19 protein-coding genes and 1 tRNA gene are annotated in these 22,117 nt (G+C 51.1%); 10 read left to right on the forward strand and 10 right to left on the reverse strand.

Annotated elements, in window-relative coordinates; translation table 11 throughout:
- The first annotated feature begins 139 nt into the window (after nucleotides 1-139).
- From AC6R0R_RS11350 to AC6R0R_RS11375, 6 genes are read left to right on the forward strand one after another with little or no spacing between them, the layout of a single operon-like run.
- On the forward strand, nucleotides 140-1,096 hold the full coding sequence (locus AC6R0R_RS11350; protein ID WP_500626746.1) for an AAA family ATPase: 957 nt from the start codon (nucleotides 140-142) through the stop codon (nucleotides 1,094-1,096).
- Nucleotides 1,097-1,098: 2 nt separating this feature from the next.
- Nucleotides 1,099-2,043 carry a DUF58 domain-containing protein gene (locus tag AC6R0R_RS11355; protein ID WP_500626747.1) on the forward strand — a complete coding sequence of 315 codons (945 nt, stop codon included), beginning with the start codon at nucleotides 1,099-1,101 and terminating at the stop codon, nucleotides 2,041-2,043.
- Between the two features lies 1 nt (nucleotide 2,044).
- The gene (locus AC6R0R_RS11360) at nucleotides 2,045-2,530 is read left to right on the forward strand and encodes a DUF4381 domain-containing protein (protein WP_500626748.1); all 486 of its coding nucleotides are present in this window, start codon (nucleotides 2,045-2,047) and stop codon (nucleotides 2,528-2,530) included.
- Complete coding sequence (locus tag AC6R0R_RS11365) at nucleotides 2,511-3,491, forward strand: vWA domain-containing protein (protein ID WP_500626749.1); 981 nt, start codon at nucleotides 2,511-2,513, stop codon at nucleotides 3,489-3,491. The genes AC6R0R_RS11360 and AC6R0R_RS11365 overlap by 20 nt, the downstream gene beginning before the upstream one ends.
- Nucleotides 3,484-5,373 (forward strand): VWA domain-containing protein, encoded by a 1,890-nt coding sequence (locus tag AC6R0R_RS11370; RefSeq protein WP_500626750.1) that lies wholly within the window; start codon nucleotides 3,484-3,486, stop codon nucleotides 5,371-5,373. Before AC6R0R_RS11365 ends, AC6R0R_RS11370 begins: the two co-directional genes overlap by 8 nt.
- Entirely contained in the window at nucleotides 5,373-6,998 is a 1,626-nt protein-coding gene (locus tag AC6R0R_RS11375; protein WP_500626751.1) for a BatD family protein, read from the forward strand. Before AC6R0R_RS11370 ends, AC6R0R_RS11375 begins: the two co-directional genes overlap by 1 nt.
- Nucleotides 6,999-7,011: 13 nt before the next feature.
- On the opposite strand, the gene nfsA is transcribed toward AC6R0R_RS11375, so the two are convergent.
- From nfsA to glpA, 7 genes are all read right to left on the reverse strand, one after another.
- Nucleotides 7,012-7,734 (reverse strand): oxygen-insensitive NADPH nitroreductase, encoded by a 723-nt coding sequence (gene nfsA / locus AC6R0R_RS11380; protein WP_500626752.1) that lies wholly within the window; start codon nucleotides 7,732-7,734, stop codon nucleotides 7,012-7,014.
- 55 nt (nucleotides 7,735-7,789) lie between these two features.
- Entirely contained in the window at nucleotides 7,790-8,500 is a 711-nt protein-coding gene (locus AC6R0R_RS11385; RefSeq protein ID WP_500626753.1) for a flavin reductase family protein, read from the reverse strand.
- A gap of 80 nt (nucleotides 8,501-8,580) precedes the next feature.
- Complete coding sequence (locus AC6R0R_RS11390) at nucleotides 8,581-10,062, reverse strand: FAD-binding domain-containing protein (RefSeq protein WP_500626754.1); 1,482 nt, start codon at nucleotides 10,060-10,062, stop codon at nucleotides 8,581-8,583.
- A 91-nt stretch (nucleotides 10,063-10,153) separates the two neighbouring features.
- Nucleotides 10,154-10,735: a hypothetical protein gene (locus AC6R0R_RS11395; RefSeq protein WP_500626755.1), complete on the reverse strand. Its 582-nt coding sequence runs from the start codon at nucleotides 10,733-10,735 to the stop codon at nucleotides 10,154-10,156.
- A 64-nt stretch (nucleotides 10,736-10,799) separates the two neighbouring features.
- Nucleotides 10,800-12,035: an anaerobic glycerol-3-phosphate dehydrogenase subunit GlpC gene (gene glpC, locus AC6R0R_RS11400; RefSeq protein WP_500626756.1), complete on the reverse strand. Its 1,236-nt coding sequence runs from the start codon at nucleotides 12,033-12,035 to the stop codon at nucleotides 10,800-10,802.
- Nucleotides 12,032-13,372, reverse strand: a complete 1,341-nt coding sequence (glpB, locus tag AC6R0R_RS11405; RefSeq protein WP_500626757.1) for a glycerol-3-phosphate dehydrogenase subunit GlpB — start codon at nucleotides 13,370-13,372, stop codon at nucleotides 12,032-12,034. Before glpB ends, glpC begins: the two co-directional genes overlap by 4 nt.
- On the reverse strand, nucleotides 13,359-15,014 hold the full coding sequence (gene glpA / locus AC6R0R_RS11410) for an anaerobic glycerol-3-phosphate dehydrogenase subunit A (RefSeq protein WP_500626758.1): 1,656 nt from the start codon (nucleotides 15,012-15,014) through the stop codon (nucleotides 13,359-13,361). The genes glpB and glpA overlap by 14 nt, the downstream gene beginning before the upstream one ends.
- Nucleotides 15,015-15,437: 423 nt before the next feature.
- On the opposite strand from glpA, the gene AC6R0R_RS11415 reads away from it, so the two are divergent.
- Together AC6R0R_RS11415 and glpK are read left to right on the forward strand one after the other, a co-directional pair.
- Nucleotides 15,438-16,295, forward strand: coding sequence for an MIP/aquaporin family protein (locus tag AC6R0R_RS11415; protein ID WP_500626759.1), 858 nt, complete (start codon nucleotides 15,438-15,440; stop codon nucleotides 16,293-16,295).
- A 72-nt stretch (nucleotides 16,296-16,367) separates the two neighbouring features.
- Nucleotides 16,368-17,876, forward strand: coding sequence for a glycerol kinase GlpK (gene glpK, locus AC6R0R_RS11420; protein ID WP_334552131.1), 1,509 nt, complete (start codon nucleotides 16,368-16,370; stop codon nucleotides 17,874-17,876).
- A 23-nt stretch (nucleotides 17,877-17,899) separates the two neighbouring features.
- Here the strand turns inward: glpK and AC6R0R_RS11425 are convergent, their stop codons facing one another.
- Nucleotides 17,900-18,400, reverse strand: a complete 501-nt coding sequence (locus AC6R0R_RS11425; protein WP_500626760.1) for a GNAT family N-acetyltransferase — start codon at nucleotides 18,398-18,400, stop codon at nucleotides 17,900-17,902.
- A 113-nt stretch (nucleotides 18,401-18,513) separates the two neighbouring features.
- Nucleotides 18,514-18,604, reverse strand: a tRNA-Ser gene (locus tag AC6R0R_RS11430).
- A 326-nt stretch (nucleotides 18,605-18,930) separates the two neighbouring features.
- Here AC6R0R_RS11430 and AC6R0R_RS11435 point away from each other — a divergent pair.
- Nucleotides 18,931-19,614, forward strand: coding sequence for a MaoC family dehydratase (locus AC6R0R_RS11435; protein ID WP_334552137.1), 684 nt, complete (start codon nucleotides 18,931-18,933; stop codon nucleotides 19,612-19,614).
- An 83-nt stretch (nucleotides 19,615-19,697) separates the two neighbouring features.
- Here AC6R0R_RS11435 and AC6R0R_RS11440 read toward each other — a convergent pair whose 3' ends face one another.
- Complete coding sequence (locus AC6R0R_RS11440; protein WP_334552138.1) at nucleotides 19,698-20,273, reverse strand: aldolase/citrate lyase/malate synthase family protein; 576 nt, start codon at nucleotides 20,271-20,273, stop codon at nucleotides 19,698-19,700.
- Nucleotides 20,274-20,433: 160 nt separating this feature from the next.
- Here AC6R0R_RS11440 and AC6R0R_RS11445 point away from each other — a divergent pair, with 160 nt between their 5' ends.
- Complete coding sequence (locus tag AC6R0R_RS11445) at nucleotides 20,434-21,957, forward strand: DUF3612 domain-containing protein (protein WP_334552139.1); 1,524 nt, start codon at nucleotides 20,434-20,436, stop codon at nucleotides 21,955-21,957.
- The last annotated feature ends 160 nt before the right edge of the window (nucleotides 21,958-22,117 follow it).

Here is a 22,117-nt window from a genome sequence, read left to right on the forward strand (position 1 = left end):
CCATTGGCAAAATTTTGGTCAATTGACCGGGGAAAGAGTTGTATCTCGAGGGAAAATACCCATATTCTAATTGTTCTCAATATCAGAGACTTAACCTGCGCTATCGCCTATGGCGAGAACTCATGGAGAGATACGGCTCATGCACACTCACGCTCTATCACAGCTGCAACACTATTTGAACGGTCAAGTAATTGGTCAAAGTGAATTGGTCAAGCAGTTGCTTGTTGCACTCTTGGCTGACGGCCACATCCTTGTCGAAGGACCACCGGGGCTTGCTAAAACACGCGCGGTAAAAGCCCTAGCCGATTGCATTGAAGGCAGCTTCCATCGCGTGCAGTTTACACCGGATTTATTGCCAGCGGATTTGACCGGAACCGACATATTTAGACCAGAAACTGGGGAATTTCGCTTCCAACCGGGTCCGATTTTCCATTCATTGCTGCTCGCTGATGAGATCAACCGTGCACCCGCCAAAGTACAAGCCGCAATGCTAGAAGCCATGGCAGAGAAACAGATTACCGCCGGCAAACAAACCTACCCGCTGCCTGAGCTGTTTTTGGTGATGGCGACACAAAACCCGATTGAGCAAGAAGGCACCTACCCCTTACCTGAAGCTCAGCTTGATCGCTTTTTGCTCCACCTTAACGTCAGCTACCCTGACGCCGACAGTGAGCTCGCGATCCTGCGCTTAAACCGCGGCGAAGCCAAAGGCGAAGTCGGCGCGCAGAAACCACAACTCTCGCAACACGATATTTTCACCGCCAGACAAGAAGTGCTCAACGTACATATGGCAGAGAGCGTCGAGCAGTACATCATCCGATTGGTGATGGCGACCCGCGAGCCCGAGCAGTACGACGACAACCTTGCAACGATGCTGGAGATGGGCGTCAGCCCGCGTGCCACCATCGCACTGGATCGATGCGCACGCGCTCACGCTTGGTTGGCCGGGCGAGATTTTGTTACGCCAGAAGACGTCCAAGCAATGGCCTACCCTGTGCTAAGGCATCGACTGCTGCTGACTTATCAAGCCCAAGCAGAAGGCATCAGCCGCGATCATGTGGTCTCTACCTTGCTCTCTCTGGTCGGTAGCGCATAAACATGGCCATAAAAAATACCGTCCTCCCTACGCCGACACTGCCGCCTCATAGTGATGGTGTGAACCTCACCATGAAGGAGTTGCTTCATCTTAAGCAGCACGCGGTGAAATGGCTGCCACCAGCCAAAAGTTTGTGGTCACAAATGGCAGGGCAACACCAAAGTCGCCAACTTGGCCGCGGGATGGATTTCAGTGAAGTACGCCAATATCAACATGGCGATGACATTCGCAGCATCGACTGGCGCGTCACGGCGCGCACAGGCAAGCCACACACCAAACTGTTTAGTGAAGAACGCGAAAAGCCGGTTATCGTCTATGTCGACTTTAGTCCGAGCATGAGGTTCGGATCAACGTTGTTACTAAAGTCGGTGCAAGCGGCGCATTTTGCCGCGCTCACCGGGTGGATAGCCACCGAAGGGCAAGATAGAGTCGGCGCCGTCATCGATACGGGCTCAACACTGACCGACCTTAAGCCCCTCCCCAGACAGCGAGGTGCGTTGGCTCTCAATCACGCCTTGGTCAATGAACACCAAAAAGCACTGATGAACCATCACGTTACGCAAAACAGCTCGATGGCGCCCGCGCTGGAAGCACTCAACCGTCTCTGCCCCAAGGGCAGCGATATTATCTTACTGAGCGATTTCACCCGACTGACGGAACAAGATGAGATCACCCTATCTGGGCTCAACACCCACAATCGCGTACGCATCGTGCAGTTGTGGGATCCTCTAGAGCAAGGCGTCACTGATTTTCGCGGCTGCGAACAGGTGACGGATCGTCAGCATACCCAATGGATTGATTTTGGAAAAAAAACAACGCGAAAAAACATTGAAGCCGCCTTTAAAGCCAAGCAAAATCAGCTTTCTAGGCTCGCGCTTAAACTAGGAATGAGCGTCAGCGCACTCTCTAGTGCACAACCACTACAACAACAATTACACGGATTTTAGAATGAGCTCGAACAGTCAATCTTCATTGCTGCCGCTAGACCCTATGATGTTACCCTCGCCACCAAGTTGGCTACCGCTTACCTGGGCATGGTGGGCGAGTATCGCCGCCGGTATCATGACGCTGCTCACCATTTGGGGCTTCACCCGTTGGAAGAAAAAACGCCTAGCACCGAAAAAAGCCGCTCTGCGCATTTTGAAACAAGGCAGCACGCCCTCATCAGCGATTGAGTTGGTTCGCCAATCAGCGTTGTGCTATTTCCCACGCGAAGAGATCGCTCAGCTAACAGGAAAAGAGTGGTATCTATTTTTGGATGAGCAATTGAGCACCCCGCTCTTTGCCGACAATTACGATAAATGGCAACATGCGCTCTACAGCAAGCAACACAATGATGAGTCTCAGGCGCTGATCGAACACTGCGCCCATTGGATAGAGCACGCGCTGCCACCGAAGAAACGGAGGAAATCTCGTGGCCCTGTTCGAGGCTGATTGGCAACTGCTGTGGTGGTGGGTGCTGTTTGCACTGCCGCTGCCCTTGTTGGTTTACCGCTTCGCTCCTGCCAGCGCGCAGCGAACGCCGCTCTATCTGCCCATTTTACCTCAGGGCGCAGCCCAGGCTACGCCGAATTTGCGCGTCACACGTCTGCTGCTCGCACTCACTTGGCTACTCCTGTTACTCGCGGCGGCGAGACCAGTGTGGTTTGGCGACCCCGTCACAACTCAGCCGAAACACCGTGACTTAATGTTAGTGCTCGATCTCTCTTATTCGATGAGCCAGCAAGACATGCGTCAAGGGGACGACTACATTGATCGGCTGAGCGCAGTCAAACAGGTGGTCAATGATTTTGTCGCCAAACGCGAAGGCGATAGGATCGGCGTGGTGCTGTTTGCTGATCACGCCTATCTGCAAACGCCACTGACCCTAGACAGACGTACCGTCGCCAAACAAGTGGATCAATTGGTTTTGCGCTTGATCGGTGAAAAAACCGCCATCGGTGAAGGGATTGGCCTTGCGACCAAAACCTTTATCGACAGTGATGCGCCGCAGCGCGTGATGATCCTCCTCAGTGATGGTTCGAACACCTCGGGCGTTCTTGAGCCTCTTGAAGCCGCAGACATTGCCAATCAATATGGCGCGACCATCTATACGGTCGGTGTGGGCGCCGGTGAAATGGTCGTCAAAGAGTTCTTTATGAGCCGTAAAGTCAATACCGCCCATGATCTCGATGAACGGACCTTGATGGCGATCGCTGAGACAACCGGCGGGCAGTACTTTCGGGCCAGAAACGCCGATGAGCTCGCCACCATCTACGACACCATTAATGCGCTTGAGCCTGTCTCGTTGGCAACGCAAGTCTGGCGCCCTCAAACTGAATGGTTTTATGTCCCGCTCACGCTCGCCCTTCTCACCCTACTCGGCCTGATTATCGTGCGGAGGCATCATGTCTGACTTTACGCTGCTCTACCCGATGTGGTTGTGGGCACTGCTGCCCACCTATGCATTGCTGTACTGGCTCAGCAAACGTCAAAAGAGCCATACGCTCATTGCGCCGCACATTGCTGCCGCGCTTGGTATGAGCTCATCACAGCCCACTCATCGACTATTGCCACTGCTAGGCGCAATGTTGACGCTTACCATCGTTGCGCTATCAGGGCCAAGTTTTAGCCAAGCGGAGCGACCGGCGTTTTCCAGCACCGAAGCGCGAGTGATAGTGATGGACATGTCGATGTCCATGTACGCCAATGACATCAAACCCAATCGTTTGAGCCAAGCCAGATACAAGGTGTCGGATTTATTGGCCCAATGGCAAGAGGGTGACACCGCGCTGATTGCTTACGCCGGGGACGCGTATGTGGTAAGCCCGCTCACCTCAGACAGCCAAACCATACTCAACCTGCTGCCCAATCTTTCACCTGACATCATTCCCTACCCGGGCGCTCGGGCAGACAAAGGTATCGAACTAGCGATTGAGTTGATGAAAAATGCGGGCTTAGATCGCGGCCATATCTTGCTTGTTAGTGATGATCTGGATGATGACGAGCAAACACGCAGCGCCGAGCTGATCGATTCTGGTGCTTGGTCGCTGTCGGTCCTGGCTATTGGCACTGAAAGCGGCGCGCCAATCCCTTTGCAAGATGGGCAATTGCTGACGCATAACGGCCAAACGGTGGTCACGAAAAGCAATTTTGATAATATGCGCCGCTTGGCGTCCACCAGCCGAGGTATTTTTGTGCCCGTTCAGGTGACAAACGACGACATCAACCTCATTCACCGCGTGATGAATCAAACCGACCAAGCCACTCGCGCCGTCAGTCATCAATCGGTCAGCGATCAGGTCAACCAAGGCTATTGGCTGCTGCCACTCATCGTGCTGCTCTCGCTTCTACTGTTTCGCCGTGGCGTCTTGCTGTCGGCGCTGCTAGTGCCGCTGCTCTGGCTCTCGCCCAGTCAGGAGGTTGCCGCTAACCCATTTAAACCCCAAGATCTCCAAGCGTATGAAGATTATCTCTCGGGTGACTACTCAACCGCCGCCGAGCGGTTTCACAATGCGCAGTGGAAAGGCTTGGCACATTATCAAGCGGGCGAATTTGACGCCGCCATTGAGAGCCTAAGCGACGCAAAAACGGCTAACCAGCACTACAACCTCGCCAATGCGCTCGCACAAAGCGGTCAGTATTCCGCCGCCATTGAGCACTATGAGCAAGCGTTGGCGCTTAACCCAGCGCTCTCATCGGCAAGCCACAACAAAGCGATTGTGGAACAAGCGCTACAACAGCAACAACAACAACAACAACAACAACAACAACAACAACAACAACAACAACAACAACAACAACAACAACAACAACAACAACAACAACAACAACAACAGGGTGAATCAGGTGAGCAATCTGAGCAAGCCGCGTCTCAGCCAAATTCCCAATCTGGTAAAAACTCTGAAGGCAACGCTGGCGCGCAGCCCGAACCACAAGACGAAGCGACGCGCCCAAACAATGAACCTCAGCAAAGCCAGGAAAATATCCCCTCTCAGCCGTCTACGTCCGAGGCACCTTCTGCTTCTGAGAACTCTTCTAGTTCAGAGCAATCCACGACTTCTGAACAAGACTCGATGTCAGAGCAAGAGAGAGGTTCAGAAGAGGCAAGCGACCAAACTGAGCAGCCTAACACATCGGCAACACCCGGCGACGCCAAGACCAACGAGATCGATCCCGCGCTGCGTAAACTTGAGCAAGTCGAAGCCGCACGCGATCCCAGCCGCCTATTGCGCGCGCAACTGCTGTTGCAAGCGCAGCAAAAGTCTCCCCCACCATCTACAGGAAAAACATGGTAATGACAGCGTTTCGATCCCTTTTTATCTTTTTTTTCCTTTGGTCTAGCGCCACCAGCGCCGCCACACTTCAAGTCACCGTGAGTAAAAATCGCGTCGTGAAAAATGAGGTATTCCAACTGCGTGTGGTACTGGATCAAAAAGCCGAATCAGATGACATTGATTTTAGCCTGCTTAGCGATGACTTTTATCTAGGGCGACCAAGCTTTGGCTCCTCGCTCAACATTATTAATGGCAATCGCTCCACACGCAGCGAATGGAATCTCTCACTGGCTGCCAGTCGCATTGGCACCGCAGTAATCCCCGCTTTTGAGGTCGGCGGTGCGCGCTCTGAGCCGATTGAGATTACCGTTTTGGCCGATCAAAATCCGCCACAAGTCTCGGATTTAATTGAAATCCAATCCACATTAAGCAAAGAGACACTCTATCCTGGTGAGAGTGCCACCTTGCGCACTAGGCTCATCGTCAAGGCCAATCCGCGTAGACTACAAAATCCGCAGGTGATAGCCCCTCAAGCACAAGAACTGACGCTCTCGCCGCTTGGGGAACCCAACCAATATCAAAGTGTGATAGATGGATTAGAGGTCACCATTGTCGATCAAGACTATCGAGTCACAGCGACCACGCCGGGTGCACAAACACTGCACAGTATTGGCTTTCGCGGCAGTATCGTCTACGGCAGTGATCGTGACGGGAGTACGCGCCTGATTGATGCCAGCACTGCTGCGAAGGGGTACACCATCAACGTATTGGATAAGCCGAGTGACTATCAAGGCACTTGGCTACCTGCCTCGGAGCTAACGCTGCGTCAGCAGTGGCAAACATCACAAGGCGCGCTCAGTGAAGCGACGAACCGCTTAGAGTTAGGCGATTCCATCACGCGAACCCTCACCCTTGAGGTCACTGGGATCAGCGCTGAGCAGTTACCCAGCCTGTCCATAACCTATCCATCGTCTGTGCGCCAATACGCCGAAAAGCCGCAGGTGAGCGAACCACAACCAGGTGTCGTTCGCATGGAGTTGAAACAAGTATTGATCCCTCAACTGACCGGAGAGATCACTCTACCTGAGGTCATCGTGGATTGGTGGGACACCACCACACAGACCCAGCGCCAAGCAATCGTTGATGGTTTGACGCTGAGCATCAAGCCTGCCGTCACAAGCCATGCCTCTACTGCGCCCTCAATTACCGCTGCGGCGCCCGTCGAGACTGTCCCACCCACTGCCACCATTGAGCGTGGTTTTTGGCCTTTGCTGAGCGCGCTACTCGCGCTAGGTTGGTTGATAACCCTTGGTCTGTGGTGGCACACCAAACGCGCGCTTCACACGCTAACCACTGAGCAACAAAGCCATGAGCCTACGCTAAACAGCGCTGGTTCGTTGATTGAGGCGCTGCGCCAACAAGACTATGTGCAAGCCAACCGTCTGGCAGCGATCTGGTTGGATGAAGTGTCGATGTCAGAAGAGTTGCGGGCATCGATACACGCCGAGTTGGAGGCGATGAACCGCAGTCAGTTTTCACCAAAAACCAGTGCTTGGTCGAGCTCAACCTTGATCGCACTGGTTAAAAAAGCCAACAAAAGAAACAACAGCGGCAAACCTAAAGGTTCGCCGCTCGCTAAGCTCTGAGGTGGATAAAGGGTTAGCGCTTTGCTAATCCTTTACTATTCAAGTAACCCAAGATGTGCGGGCGAGATTCGCCCGACAATTTGGCCGTCACTTGCTCTGACCAACCACTCTGCTTGTTGTTGCTAGAGCGCTGTTGATAATAGGTGTGCATGGTCTCATCGTAGTGTGCAACGGCCTGCTTATCGAGCGGGTGATAGTGATTTTGATGGACAATCACCTCTAGCGGCAATCTCGGTTTTAGATCTGGGTCTTGAGCGGGATGCCCAAGGCACATGCCAAATAACACCGCGCAGTGCTGTGGTAAACCCAACAACTCGTCTACCTCAGCCGCACGATTGCGCAAACCACCAATGTAAACGCCACCGAGCCCCATCGACTCTGCCGCTACCAAACAATTTTGCGCCATAATGCCGGCATCAACAGCACCGATTAATGTCAGCTCGGTAAAATCTGCCTGTACGTTTGGATTAAGTTCCACATGGCGTTGGTAGTCGATACAGAACACGAGAAACTCAGCCGCACTCGCCACATAAGATTGATGGCCGGCAAATTCGGCCAGACGTGCCCGCTTGCCAGGGTCTGTCACACGAATCACCGAGACCACCTGTAACAAGCTCGATGACGATGCCGCTAATCCCGCTTTGAGCACAGTGTCAAGCTGCTCAGGGCAAATTGCCTCAGACGTAAACTGACGAATGGAGCGGTGATTCAATAACGTGTCTATGGTGCTGTTCATGGCTAATCCTTGAGTATCACAACATGAAGAATCAACACCTTATAGTGCTTTGGCGTTAGGGTAAACCCTCTTCGCTGTATAGCGCTTGCCATGAGGAGGGTTCGCCCTCTAGGGTAAGGGGGTGAAGCGGTTGGTCTGGTTTTGCATAACTCAATCGATGGACTCTCTGCGTGACGTGGTAACTATCTAGACCCGAGATGGTCACGGTTTCTAACTGATCGTGGTCAAGATACCCATCGGGCATCACTGCCTGCTCTGGCAGCAATAATCTGACCACTTCACCAATCAACATTTCTGTTTGATTGCTTTGAATCACCATATGCTCAACCAATTTTAATCCGATTTTTATTGGGCTTTCGAGTACGAAAGGCGCTGCGAAATCGTCATGGTAATAGCGAGTCAGCCCCGTTTCATCGAACTCGCTTACGTCACTAGGATAACGCGCCGAGGTTTGATGGGCCTGCAGTGCGCACTCGCGTGTCACTGAGTTGATGGTAAACACACCCGTGGTGAGGATGTTAGTTAAGCTATCGCGTTGCGCAGGTCTTGGCCTCGAAGCACTTGGTCTGGAAACAAAGCCAAGTAGCGGCGGGTTAGAGCCAAAGTGAATCACCGAGCTGACAATAGCAAGATTATCGTTCCCCTGCCCATCCGTGGAGCCAATCAGATTAGCGCTTTTAAAACCTGGCAAGGAATTGATTAACCGAGCACGGCTACGCGGCGCCATTTGGTCAATATCGTCTGCGCTCCACTCTTTCTCTATCATGCTTGTTCTACCTGCGTGTCATCGACATTACTGATGGCGATTCGTACGCGGTCAACTCGCTATCGATCACCGTGTATTGATCACCGCGCGTTGACTTTTGACGAAGCACGAACATGAGTGGCAAGCACCTTACGTCCCTCACGTTTAACATCTAGACGCTTTTTCCAACCCCATAAACGCTCTCGCGCTTCACTGGCCGCTGCATCGAGATCAATCACTGGCCTGAGATAGGGGCTCTCTTGGGGCAACTGATACAACGCGGCTTCCATTGCACTCATGGTCCACGGTTTGAACAGCAGCGGTGTGGGCACCTCAGAAAGCTCCGGTATCCACTGGTAGATAAATTTTCCGTCGCTATCGTGCTCCTGCGCCTGTTTGACCGGGTTATAAATGCGAATGGTATTGGTGCCCGTGACACTGGCTTGCATTTGAAACTGGGGATAATGAATGCCCGGTTCAAAGTCGAGAAACAGCTGCGCCAAATGGGCAGCGCCCAATCGCCAATCGATGTTCATGTGATGCGTCAACACACTGACCAACATCGCACGCATACGAAAGTTCAAGTATCCCGTACGATGCAAACAACGCATGCTGGCATCCACCAAGGGTATTCCGGTTCGCCCTTCTTTCCATGCATTGAGTTTCGTTGTGCTTTCCACGCACTCATTGGCCAACAAGGCGTCATACGCCCTATTGACACAAACAAACTCCATCTCACACTGAGACTCAAACTTTTGCATGAAATGGCAATGCCAATGTAGCCGCGAAGAGAAGGCGACCATGCTTCGCCTCAACCCCGGACTATGCCAATGAGCCAGCAGTGCTTGATAGACTTCGCGCAACGACAGATTGCCCCAAGCCAGATAAGGTGACAATCGACTGCACGCATGTCGAGCAGCCGTAGGGCTTGAGATACTTCGATAATACGAAGTCGCTCGGCGATCAAAAAAATCTTCTAATGTACGCCACGCCATCGTCACGCCACCGGTTTGAAAGCCACTCACTTTTTGTTGCCAAGCCTCAGGGGGATCCACACGCCATTGCTGGCAGCGTTTATCGAGTTGAGCGATATTGCCGTCGGAAAGCGGCACAGATTCAATCGATGTGCGCATTACGGATGACCAATGTTGATCCCAACCGTCTCGATTCTTCGCTCCCCTAATCACTGCGCCCATCGGCGATTCAAACCAAGCAATCTCTTTTTGTTTGAACCATTGGCTCATGCGCCGATCTCGTTGGAAAGTCACATCTAAACCAATTTCTTGATGGGAATAGACGGCGGCAATGGTGTAACACTCCGCCAACGCCTCGAAACACGCTTCTGCTGAACCTTGCAGGCAGTGAACCTCACCCTCAAAGCGGGCCAGTCGCTGATTGAGATCTTGTAGTGACTGCCACACAAAGCGCCAATGCCGCTCACTGTAGTGGGGGTTGCCGAGCAACTCAGGCTCAAATAGATACAAAAGTAATGTCGGTCTTCCTGTTTTTAAAGCGCGATTTAGTGGCTCATGATCACTCAGCCGCAAATCGCGCTTAAACCAGACGACGTTGATAGATTGCATGTGTACTCCTCATTGTTCGAGGGTTTTACGTGCAATCCAAATGAAGCGGTCACTCTTACTTTACCGTCACGTCACTCTGTTCACGATGAGATCAACGCGATGAAGACTGCGCCGATTCTATCCGTTTGGCGATCTCCTCTTGCTGCTGAGAGATCGAGTCTAGCGCCTGTGCTGTGGTCTTTATTGCTCCGGCCATTGAGGAGAGATGTGAAGTCGCGCCGAGCAGTGTCGCTTGCATCGGACGCAACACGAACCAAAAAATGGCCGATATTATCCCGATGATGACCACTCCAATCAGTGCGATCGCCACCAGCACTTGCTGGCGCAGCTCATCAAAGAACTGCTGACTTTTCGTGGCGATGGTCTGTTTAGAGTGCTGAAATGCGCTTGGCAGTGCCTCCATAGACTGTCTAGAGAGCAATACCAATTCGTTGAGATTGCCAATGGTTTGGTCGAGTTTTTCTTGCTGTTGCCCTGTCAAGTGCTCACTTTGCGCGATGTCTGCAAGCGCGCTACCAATGGTATCTAACGACTGTCGGGTGTCATCCAATGCCCGCTCAACCCCCTCCAACTCTAATGTCATCGACACCTGTACAAAGGGCTGATGCGCCTCCTCCTCTGCACTCACCATCGCTGCCAATAGCACCATACTCACGCCTAGCCACCACTTCATCGCCCTATCCTTTTGATTGCCTGTTCTTTGACATCATAGCGCTAAGCCATCGAAGGTGTCGTCTTTAATTGTTTGGATAAGGAGATTGAGACTCAAGCGCCATCGCCAACAACGTCATCGGGTGGTGACACGCGAGGGAAGTATTTTCTTCAATCTGCCATTTACACGCCTCACAGTCGGTTATCGCGTAGTCCGCACCGGATTCTTCCATCGCCGCAAATAAAGGCGCCCCTATCGCCATTGAGGTGGCGTAATTTTCCGATTTGAATCCATAAGTACCCGCTAATCCGCAGCACTGACTGTCTAACACTATCACGGTTAGACCGGGGATCCGTTTAAGCAGTTCGATGGTAAAAAGATGCTCACCACTCCGCTCAAGGTGGCACGGCGTGTGGTACACCACCACTTTGTTTAATGGTTTGAGTGTCGGCCCCTCGCCTTGCTCAAACGCGCGCAGCAAAAAACGACTGAAAAAATGCACGTCGTTGACAATGGCATCATTCTCAACCCCTAGCACGTGAGGGTACTCTTCTTTCAATGCTAAACAGCAACTGGATGACGTTGAGATCACGCCGTGGCTGGAGCCATGTAACGCAGCGGTCATCTGCTCAACGTTGATTCGCGCGTTTTTGCGCGCTTTATCTAAAAAACCATTGGCAATCAAAGGTACGCCACAGCACTTTTCTTTATCGAGTAAGGTCACGCCATAATTCATCGCATTCAGGACCGCGACCACATCTTTGCCCAGTTGCGGATGGTTGTAATTGACATAGCAGCCGTGAAAATAGCTCACATGTCGGGAAAACTTTGCTTGGGACGACTTGTGCTTTTTAAACCATGCGCGAAACGTGCCTTGGGCATATTTAGGTAAGGACTTGTGGTGATCCACCCTTAAGGTTTTGTCCAAAATGGTTTTGACTGGAATCAGTTGCGTCATCTTGTTGACAACGTGTCCCATCGGCGTGGCCAGTGAACCGAACAAGTCGGTGTGGCTGAGCACATAATCACGTACGGTTTTGGGGCTAAGCGTTTTTTTCCCTAAGGAGCCTTTGGCGTTCGCGATCAAATCACCAATGCGCACCCCAGAAGGACAAGCGGTTTCGCAACGCTTGCAGTTGGTGCACATCGACAGGGCCTCATCATAGTAATCTGGGCTTTTAATGCGCAAGCGTTCGCCATCCGGGCCACACTGTTTCGGGCCGGGGTAAAGAGGGTTGGTCTTGGCGACCGGGCAATACACGGTGCACACCGTGCATTTGATGCAGTTTTCAAAAGACAATTGACCAACTTGAGCGTTCATACCTCAACCTCCTCTTTAAAAGCTGCGTGTTGATGGCTCTTTGCGATTGCAGTGGCTGCGTGATAAGCGGTGCTGATGGCGACGCCGCCCCCGCAACCTTGCTTAATCGGATCAAAGCCCTGCAACAGAGCGCCAACGCAACGCACGTTGCGCACCGTCTCGCCATTCAGTAGAGGGGAAAAATCGGCATTGGTCTTGACGCCAAACGCCAAGAAAGGTTGGGAGTCGGCAGCAAAAAACGCGTCATTGGCCCAGTGGTCACGCTCATCATCGGCACTAACGTCAAAGTGAAAACGCGGCTCCTGCACGGCTTGTCTCTCAGCCACCAGTCCACCACTAAAGAAACTGCCGGTCGCCATAATATAGTGAGCCGCTCGCAATGGCGTCTTGCTCATCTTCTCGGTATAAATCTGCTCCAGCTGATATCCCGATTCCGACTCGATGAGCTCGCCGCCAACCACGCTGTCACCTTTGAGCACCACGCCACCCAACTGACGAACCGCGCGAGTCAAACACTCTTCAATGCGTATGCCCATCAACGATGGAGGCATGGTCGCCACTTCAAATAGCTGTCGCTGTGTCTGCACTCTCAGCTGTTCAAGGAGGATTAGCCCATCGCCATTTCCGAGCACGGCAGGTATCACCACGGCATCATCCGCTTGAGACACACGTAAAAGTTGGTGAGCGAATTCGTTCAGGACGTGGGGCTGTCGCAATAAGCGCGATAAATCAATAGAGCGCAGATCGCCACATTGACGGCCAAACCCACGCAGCGAAGGCAGGTCTACAGTGATACTGCGGATGGTTTTGCCTGTGAACATCGGTTGCTGCGCAAGGTAATCACGAGTCATGTTAGGGTGAAAATCTCGAAAGCCCGCTATCGATACCACAGTAATTCGGTGAAAAGCGCTAAGCGCTGACCCATCAAAATCCGTACACAACGCATAAGGCTGAGAAAACCACGTCGGTTTAAGCGTGCCCACCGTTGTGAGTCTCAAGTGGTTTTCTTCTTGACTTAAGGTGCGCATCGGCAAGCCTTGCTCAGCCATCATAGCGCCGAACCATTGCATCGCTTGTCGCACTTTGTCTGCGCCTAATTTAGCGTAGGGATGCATTGGGCAAGCTTGCGTCAGTTCGTCTATCGCGGGGTACGGTAAGCGCACCGCCTGCCCCGTCACTGGCGAGTGGGCGAGCAGATCAATCGAGCCTGATGAAAAATGCATCGCACTTTGCCCACTAGAGACCACCGCTGTCTTAAGGCCCAATTGCAAACAGCGCAGTGCAGCACTTAGACCGGATAGTCCTGCGCCCATCACAACCACATCATAATTGAGCATCTGTCGCCTCCTCGCTGCGGGTTAACTGTGCGTTATAGTCGGTGGGTTCGATACCCAATAGGCCCTGGTAGACCCAATAACTGAACTCGGCCTCACGCAGCGCATCTCCCCATAAAATCGGTTTCACCCCTTTCCAGCGCTCTTCAAGAAACTCGACCAACAGTTCGCCTGATTCTATTCCGCTGCATTGGGTAAACTCATCGAAAAGACCCGCCGCGCGGTAGGTGCAAAGCTCCCCTTGGCAGGGTCCCATTCCAAGACGCGTCCGGCGGCGAAGATCGGTTAGGTTGTGAACATCAAGCTCTTTAATCGCGTATTCGATTTCGCCACTGGTGACCATTTCACACTCACATATCACACTTTGGCTTTGCGGGGTTTTCATGAGATAGCTGATAACGCGTTGACCGTGGCGATCCACCGCGGCTAATTCTGCCGGTTTGGCCTGCAATGCATGGCGACGCTTAGCGGTTTGAGGAGGTTCAGAGCCGGGCAGCGGACGGCGGTGAGTGTCACACTCCGCCACATGACCTAATTTAGTGGCAATCAAATCCGTGGTCATTTGGGCCATCAAGCGGTAGGTCATCAACTTACCACCGGTAATGGTCGTGAAGCCTTTTAGGCCGTCGCGACTTTCATGGTCCACCAACACAATACCACGGCTGATATTGCGGCCACTGCCATTGTCATCCAAGGAGACCAAAGGACGCACCCCCGCATAAGCGCGCAGCACACGACTGTGCGCCATGATCGGCGCAAGTTTCGCCCCTTCTTCTAATAGCAAATCCACTTCTTTAGCGCTCACTTCTAGGCGATCGATCTGATCGTAATCAATGTGCTCTGACGTAGTGCCAATGAGCGAAATCGTATCGGCGGGGATCAGGATGTCGGCGTCAGCGGGCTGGCGACACCTATTCAGCACCACATTATTGATGCGATAATCGAGCACCAACAGCGAACCTTTCGCTGGGAACATGGTGATATTGAGATCGGCGTATTCGCAAATAGTCTGCCCCCAAATGCCCGCAGCATTGACCACCTGATCAGCCCAGATCTCAAAAGACTCGCCCGAGCGTCTACTTTGGCAGCGTACACCCAGCACTTGATCTGCAACTCGAATAAGCGACGTGACCTGAGTATGGGTAAATAAACGCGCGCCGTGATCTTTGGCATCAAGCACATTGGCGGCACACAAACGAAACGGATCCAAAGTGCCATCGGGCACTTGCACCGCGCCGAGCAGGCTTGGATTTGCATTGGGTTCCAGTTTAAGCGCCTCTTTAGCACTGAGAAGTCTTGTCTCTATGTCAGCGGCTTGGCATGCGTCGACAAAGGTTTTTTGGTACTCAAGACCATCTTCTGGTAATGAGATAAATAACCCGCTGCTGTCTTCAACACAATGGCGCGCAATGCGTTTAAGGATCCGATTTTCTTGAATGCACTCTCTCGCCGAATGCGCATCCGTCACCGCATAACGCGCACCGGAATGGAGTAAACCGTGATTGCGCCCCGAAGTGCCCGCAGCCAAATCATCACGCTCGACCAAAATACAATCGATGCCGCGCAACGCGCAGTCACGCATGATCCCTGCTCCCGTTGCGCCGCCGCCAATAATGACCACCTGAGTTTCAAATCGCGTTGCCATCGCCGACTCCCGTTTGTCTATTCTGCTTTTAGTTTCGCACGGTTTGTGGCTATCGTTTCGAGATCATACTCACAAATGCTCGAACGAGCATTAATTGAGTATTTTCACAACATAGATGAAGTAAGAGAAGAATTGATAGTTTTAATGAACAGCTGGTGAATAATCAGGTAAAATACTAATATTAAAGTACTATAAGCGCGTATTTCTACGTAATCCAAGATTAACTATTAGTTAACACCACCAATTAACCATGATATTTATGTGGAATAGATAACAAAAACGAACAAAATAAAAACATTTTCGCTCAAATTAACTTCATATGAGAGCGAAGTACCGTTTCATATCCAACCTTTTCTATACACTCACTCGCGCTCAATCGGTTTTTGTTGTACCGAACCAACATCCAACCTTAAGGACATCATTATGGCTATACGTAAAGATCACACTCTATTAGGGCAGTGTATTGCCGAGTTTATAGGAACCGGATTACTCATTTTCTGGGGGGTGGGCTGCGTGGCAGCGTTAGTACTGACAGGCGCTCAATTTGGTCAGTGGGAAGTGAGCATTGTATGGGGCATGGCGGTCGCTCTTGCAGTGTACTGCACCGCAGGTGTATCGGGCGCGCATATTAACCCAGCGGTGACCATCGCGCTTGCGGCTTTCCATGGATTTGAAAAACACAAAGTCATCCCCTACATCGGCTCACAAATCGCTGGCGCGTTTTGCGCGGCGGCGCTCATCTATGGCTTATATGGCAATCTGTTCGTCGAATGGGAACTGGCCAACGGCATCGCAAGAGACACGCCCGAAGCGCTGGCGACCGCCGGTATTTTCTCCACCTTCCCTAACCCATCGCTCTCCTTTGGCGGTGCGATGGCCGTGGAATTTTCCATCACCGCCGTGCTGATGTTTGGCATTTTGGCCTTTGGTGATTCCAACAACGGTGGTGAATCTCGCGGAGCGATGGTGCCGCTATTGATTGGCTTACTGGTCGCAACGATTGGCGGCTCATTAGGTCCCTTGACCGGCTTTGCGATGAATCCCGCGCGCGATTTCGGTCCTAAACTGTTCTCTTTCTTAGCGGGCTGGGACTACGCTCTCACTGGCGCGAAAGAGATTCCTTATTTCATCGTCCCCATCATCGCTCCCATCGCTGGCGCCTGCTTTGGCGGTTGGCTGTACCCGAAAGTCATCGGCGCGTACCTCCCCGACGATGGCGGCTGCACCAGCCCAGCGCAATGTGATGATTGCGTCGTTGAAGATAATGAAGTGCACCCATGATGCACGCGGTGCCTCGTCAACTCGACAAGGTCTACCTACAAAAAAGCATAACGTGATAACAAGGATTACCCCATGACTACTCAATATATTGTTGCTCTTGACCAAGGAACTACCAGTTCTCGCGCCGTTGTACTGGATCACGACGCCAACATCGTCAGCGTCGCACAGCGCGAATTCACGCAAATTTATCCCGAAGCCGGCTGGGTAGAGCATGACCCACTGGAAATCTATGCCACACAGAGCTCGACACTCATCGAAGCGCTAGGGCAAAAAGGCATCACCTCAGATCAGGTCGCCGCGATTGGTATCACCAATCAGCGTGAAACCACCGTGGTATGGAACAAAGAGACCGGTGCCCCCATCTACAATGCGATTGTCTGGCAATGTCGTCGTACAGCCAACTTGTGCAAAGAGTTGAAGCAACGTTCCGGCCTTGAAAGCTACATCAAAGAGAACACTGGCCTGGTGTTAGACCCGTATTTTTCCGGCACCAAAGTCAAATGGATTCTCGACAATGTTGAAGGCGCCCGCGATCTGGCGAACGAAGGGAAGTTGCTGTTTGGCACCGTTGATACCTGGCTGGTTTGGAAGATGACTCAAGGGCGTGTGCACGTCACCGATTACACCAACGCCTCTCGTACCATGTTGTTTAATATCAACACCCTTGAGTGGGATGAACGCATCTTGCAAGAGTTCAACATCCCCCTATCCATGATGCCTGAGGTGAGACCGTCCTCAGAAGTGTATGGCAAAACTAATATTGGCGGTAAAGGCGGCACTCGCATCCCTATTGCCGGTATCGCTGGCGATCAACAAGCGGCGCTATTTGGTCAAATGTGTGTCGAGCCCGGCCAAACCAAGAATACCTACGGAACCGGCTGCTTCCTACTGATGAATACCGGTCATGAGAAAGTCACCTCGAAAAATGGCCTCCTCACGACCCTTGCTTGCGGGCCAAAAGGTGAAGTCGCCTACGCACTCGAAGGCTCAGTCTTTATGGGCGGCGCATCGATTCAGTGGCTCAGAGATGAAATGAAACTGCTCGAAGATGCCCACGATTCTGAGTACTTCGCGACCAAAGTAGACTCATCCAATGGCGTGTACGTGGTGCCTGCGTTTACTGGGTTGGGTGCGCCATATTGGGATGCGTATGCTCGCGGCACCATTGTCGGAATGACACGAGGCACAGGTTCGAATCACATCATTCGTGCCACGCTGGAGAGTATCGCCTATCAAAGCCGCGATGTGATTGATGCGATGCAAGCCGATTCTGGCATCAAACTCTCCACACTGCGCGTCGATGGCGGCGCTGTGGCGAACAACTTCTTGATGCAATTCCAAGCTGATATCTTGAACACCCAAGTTCAGCGACCAAAAGTGACTGAAGTGACCGCACTAGGCGCCGCATACTTAGCCGGTATTGCGGTCGGATTCTGGGATGGTTTGGAGGAAGTCTCCAACAAAGCCGAAATCGATCATACCTTTATCCCTCACGATGATCCGGAGAAACGTGAAGCCCGCTACAGTGGTTGGAAACGCGCCGTGCGTGGCGTGCTCGCTTGGTCTGAAGTGGTGAACTAAGCGATAATCATAATGACCAAGTGCTAACGCGCTTGGTCAATTTTATGATCTAAGTATTTTTCCATTTTGATCAAATCCCAAGACACACCTTCATGCTTTCGTGCACCTTGCTCAAACGACACCGTTTCGAAACCAAGGGACTGATAACAGCGGATAGCGGGGTGATTGTGTGCAAACACAACCAGAGAGAGTTTTCGGGCCATCAGTGTTGTCGCCGCGTGAATGATCAGCGCCTTAAGCATCTGCTTGGCCACGCCTTGGCCTCTGTGTGAATCACTGACAAACACTCGGCATATACGATAGTGCTCCTCTTCAACAAAAAACAGTTCGGCAACACCAACGCTCTGATCATCACGTTCGTAGAGAAATGGCGTCACTTCTTGACGTTTAATGTGTCTAACGATCTGTCTTTTCGTGAGGGGGAATTGATAGGTAGGCCCGCCCCATTGGTAATTGAGCGAAGAAGAATCGATCCAAGCAATGAGTTGATCAATGTCACCTTTGTTGAATGGTCTAAGCGGCATGCGTTCCCTTTCCTATGGTACTTACTCCATTCAACATAGAGTGTCTCGAAAAGAAAAACCAGATCCCAGAAACGAAAAAACCGCTGTAAAAACAGCGGTTTTTTCTAGAATAGTGGCGGAGAGATAGGGATTTGAACCCTAGATACGCTATTAACGTATGCCGGTTTTCAAGACCGGTGCTTTCAACCACTCAGCCATCTCTCCGTCGGTGAGGCGTATATTAGGTACTTGGAGAAAGGTTGTAAAGTGCTAATTTGCTTTGAATTGTTCGAGTGATGACAATGTGAGCAAAAACTGTCTCTCTACTGTGATTTTTTAGCCAATTAACGGGGTCATTGGTTTGAAACACTAGTGTTGTAGCTCTAATTTTAATGAGCCAATAAAATAGTGTTTTATTGTTAATTATTTGAATTTATTAATTAAAACACTGTTCAGTTAACACATGTGCGCCCGAAAGTATTTGAACAATAATGTGAACTAATTCAAAATTAGAGAATTCGTTAGGTATTCTGTATAAATTCGAGGCTGTTATGAAAGTTGCTGACTTGTTCAAACATCGTGGTGAGTCAATTTCAAAGCATCATTCTGATCTCATGCAATGGATGTCGCCTGCGGTACGTGAGTACTGGGGAGACTTTTTAAGCAAGGCCAATAACCGTCAATTGTTCACTCGACTGCGCGATCTTCAACAACCCGCGGTGAACGATGAGGCATCTGAGCCTGTTGAGAAGCCAATCGAACTTAAACCGCAAGCCCAAGCTGTGTTTGATGAACTACAGACTCAATTAGGTGAGATCATTCATACGGGTGAATGGCTCGATGTCTCACAAGAGCGCATCAACCAATTTGGTCTGGTTACGGAAGACATGCAGTGGATCCATACCGATCCTGAGCGTGCAGCCAGTGAATCGCCATTCAAAACAACCATCGCTCACGGTTTTCTGACCTTGGCTCTGCTGCCAAAATTGACCGACAGTGTCGATCCAGACAACAACCTATTCCCGACGGCTAAGATGGTCGTCAACATTGGGTTGAACCAAGTGCGTTTCCCTTACCCTGTCAAAGCTGGCAACCGAGTCCGTGCGGTCAGTACTTTGTCTAAGGTCACGCCGATCCGTAAAGGATTAGAGGTGGAGCGCGAGATAAAAGTCGAAATTGAAGGAGTTCGCCGTCCAGGTGCCGTTGTCACGTCTGTCATTCAACTTCATTTTTAGCAGTGTGGCTCAAAAGCCAAACCCAATAACCTAAAAAGGATACGCATGACGTATCCTTTTTTGACTTTGTACTAGAGTGGCGCTTAGTTGCCCATAGTGTAGCAACAGCCTAATTGGTAATCGTCGCCATTTTTCGCTGTGTACTCTTTCTCTTCTGTACACGCTTGTGGTTTACCCTTCTCATCGCCTTTTACCAGGCTAATCCAGTGACGCATTGCCGACATCTCGCCCATTTCGTGAGGGAACATGGTGCAGGTTTCAAGCTGGATGTCATCGATACACACGAGCTCCACACAACCTGTCCCTTTGTGATGACCAAAGGTCACTTCAACATGGCTGCCAGTCCCATCACGAAGCAGTAAGGAGGCAGGCGTCTCTTTACTTCCTGTGTAAGCAACAAAGTGTTTAGGATGCTTGAGACCACTGTGACTCCCATCTTTGAAGTACGCCATAACGTGTCGATAGTCGATCACGTACGCTGTGACATTTTTGTGCGACCCATTTTCTAGGGGGAACAGTCTATCGAGCAGCTGCTTCGATTTGGTTTGCTTTTCACTTGCTTGATTAGCGTTGATGGTTTCTACCGCGAAGACTGCTTCAGCGATAAAAGGGCGGTTTTGATTTTGGATTTCTGTCTTATCGAATGTCAGCATATTCATAGTGTTTCCCTCACGGATATTTCACAGCATCATGTCCTAGAGCAAATATTTCAAACTCGCGTTTAATAAGTTGCAAATTTGTGACTTTGCTTACTTTGTATACTAGTGAATTTTTTACTACAATTTCACAACAAAAATTTTACAATGTGAATTTTACAAAATGCCAGTGTCAAAAAGCTTGATTCGCCAATCCCATTTCCTCGGGACTAAAATTAGAAACCTGAGAAAACGCAACCACTTAACTATGGAGGATCTCTCTGCACGCTGTGTGAGAGTCAGCCCTGAATACGCACCGTCGGTCTCTTACCTTTCAATGATTGAACGAGGAAAACGCGTGCCCAGCATTGATATGCTGGAGGTCATTGCACAAGTTTTCCAAAAAGATCCCGCTTGGTTCTTAGATGACGAACCAGAGCAGGCCGACATCACGCCTGATAAAGGCAATCGCGGCGGGATCAGCGGCATGGCCCTAGAGCCGAGCTTTCTATTCTCGAATGAAATTCTCCAAATCGCCATTCCGGAGATGCTCTCGCAAACCGGCATTACAGGCCGCCAGTTTGCTCATTTGCTGATCCGAGCTCATCAAGAGAGCCATCAAAACCACTTTCCTGATCTCGAACGTGCAGCAGAAGAAGTGGGCCTCAAACGCCTCAACCTCTCAGCGGAAGATTTGATGGGCATTGCCCGAAGCCTTGGGCTCACCATTCGCTGGGTCAAACGCGCACCACAAGATGTGGTGGATGAGCTTGGGATTAACGCCAAGCAAGTCGTGACATCCTTCTTTGAACCGCCCGGAACTCTGTTCCTTAATGAAATCCTCAAAGAGTATCCGACTCGCCTTAAGTATGATTTGGCGGTCTATATCGGCCATTGTGTTCTGCACAGCAAAGAAGGGTTGAAAAGCGTACTGACGGTGGGGCATGCCAACAGTTGGGAGGACTACAACCAAACCACGCCGAGCTCAGAGCTCAACTCGCAAGACATTTTGCAAGCGTGGCGTGATTTTGAGTCGAGTTTTTTTGCGGGCGCGCTACTTTGCCCTAAAGTCCCTTTCCGACAATTACTAGACCGCAGCGGGTATGAGATTGACGTCCACCTCAAAGCAGGCGTATCACCATCAGTTGCGATGCGTCGTATGACCGTGGTTTCGCCCTATCCTCACTGGCACTATTTTGATGCGTACGGACAAAACAAGCTTAAAGCGGTCTATCGTGGTAACGGGATCCCGCTTCCTTGGGGCAACATGCGTAAGGTCAATGACCCGTGTCAGCACTGGGCTGTTTTCCGCCGCTTGTCTGAGCCACAACAAGGTAGCTCTGCGCAGATCTCTATTCTCAACGTCGGGGATGAGCCAAGAATTTACTGCTGTGAGTCAGTCAACATGACCGATCCTGCAGGGAACAACCGCGTCTTGTGCGCAGGCATCGATCTTAACCCAGCCATTGATGCTCAGGGCGGGAATTCACACGATATCGCTCAGGAACTCAAAAGTTTATGCGTCAGTCAGGGTGGCAGCGCCCCCATTCCACGTCATATCAGCCGTGAATTCACCACCATTGCTAAAATACTCAACATTAACTGGATTGAGCGAGGCATTCAGTCAGATGCGCGCGTGATATGCTCACGAGGTGCCGTGTGTCCGAGGAAACCAAGCTGTTATGAAAATTGCCAAGGTGGTGAATAGAGGTTGAAGAAACCCATTCGAGACAGAAAGGCGAGACAGAAAGAAAAAAGCCAACCACAAATCGGTGTGATTGGCTGTATATGATTGTGAACAAAATCGTATTCACTAACAACGTCAGTTGGCTAGGTGACCCTTGGCTTAATAAGGGTCACTATAAATA

It is taken from the genome of Vibrio sp. R12-SW3-ISO1, from assembly GCF_059834005.1.

What these genes read in the sequence shown, in the direction of transcription:
- AC6R0R_RS11350 (WP_500626746.1), top strand. Translation starts at nt 140, where the DNA reads ATGCACACTCACGCTCTATCACAGCTGCAACACTATTTGAACGGTCAA.
- AC6R0R_RS11355 (WP_500626747.1), top strand. Translation starts at nt 1,099, where the DNA reads ATGGCCATAAAAAATACCGTCCTCCCTACGCCGACACTGCCGCCTCAT.
- AC6R0R_RS11360 (WP_500626748.1), top strand. Translation starts at nt 2,045, where the DNA reads ATGAGCTCGAACAGTCAATCTTCATTGCTGCCGCTAGACCCTATGATG.
- AC6R0R_RS11370 (WP_500626750.1), top strand. Translation starts at nt 3,484, where the DNA reads ATGTCTGACTTTACGCTGCTCTACCCGATGTGGTTGTGGGCACTGCTG.
- AC6R0R_RS11375 (WP_500626751.1), top strand. Translation starts at nt 5,373, where the DNA reads ATGACAGCGTTTCGATCCCTTTTTATCTTTTTTTTCCTTTGGTCTAGC.
- nfsA (WP_500626752.1), bottom strand. Translation starts at nt 7,734, where the DNA reads ATGAACAGCACCATAGACACGTTATTGAATCACCGCTCCATTCGTCAG.
- AC6R0R_RS11385 (WP_500626753.1), bottom strand. Translation starts at nt 8,500, where the DNA reads ATGATAGAGAAAGAGTGGAGCGCAGACGATATTGACCAAATGGCGCCG.
- AC6R0R_RS11390 (WP_500626754.1), bottom strand. Translation starts at nt 10,062, where the DNA reads ATGCAATCTATCAACGTCGTCTGGTTTAAGCGCGATTTGCGGCTGAGT.
- AC6R0R_RS11395 (WP_500626755.1), bottom strand. Translation starts at nt 10,735, where the DNA reads ATGAAGTGGTGGCTAGGCGTGAGTATGGTGCTATTGGCAGCGATGGTG.
- glpC (WP_500626756.1), bottom strand. Translation starts at nt 12,035, where the DNA reads ATGAACGCTCAAGTTGGTCAATTGTCTTTTGAAAACTGCATCAAATGC.
- glpB (WP_500626757.1), bottom strand. Translation starts at nt 13,372, where the DNA reads ATGCTCAATTATGATGTGGTTGTGATGGGCGCAGGACTATCCGGTCTA.
- glpA (WP_500626758.1), bottom strand. Translation starts at nt 15,014, where the DNA reads ATGGCAACGCGATTTGAAACTCAGGTGGTCATTATTGGCGGCGGCGCA.
- AC6R0R_RS11415 (WP_500626759.1), top strand. Translation starts at nt 15,438, where the DNA reads ATGGCTATACGTAAAGATCACACTCTATTAGGGCAGTGTATTGCCGAG.
- glpK (WP_334552131.1), top strand. Translation starts at nt 16,368, where the DNA reads ATGACTACTCAATATATTGTTGCTCTTGACCAAGGAACTACCAGTTCT.
- AC6R0R_RS11425 (WP_500626760.1), bottom strand. Translation starts at nt 18,400, where the DNA reads ATGCCGCTTAGACCATTCAACAAAGGTGACATTGATCAACTCATTGCT.
- AC6R0R_RS11435 (WP_334552137.1), top strand. Translation starts at nt 18,931, where the DNA reads ATGAAAGTTGCTGACTTGTTCAAACATCGTGGTGAGTCAATTTCAAAG.
- AC6R0R_RS11440 (WP_334552138.1), bottom strand. Translation starts at nt 20,273, where the DNA reads ATGAATATGCTGACATTCGATAAGACAGAAATCCAAAATCAAAACCGC.
- AC6R0R_RS11445 (WP_334552139.1), top strand. Translation starts at nt 20,434, where the DNA reads ATGCCAGTGTCAAAAAGCTTGATTCGCCAATCCCATTTCCTCGGGACT.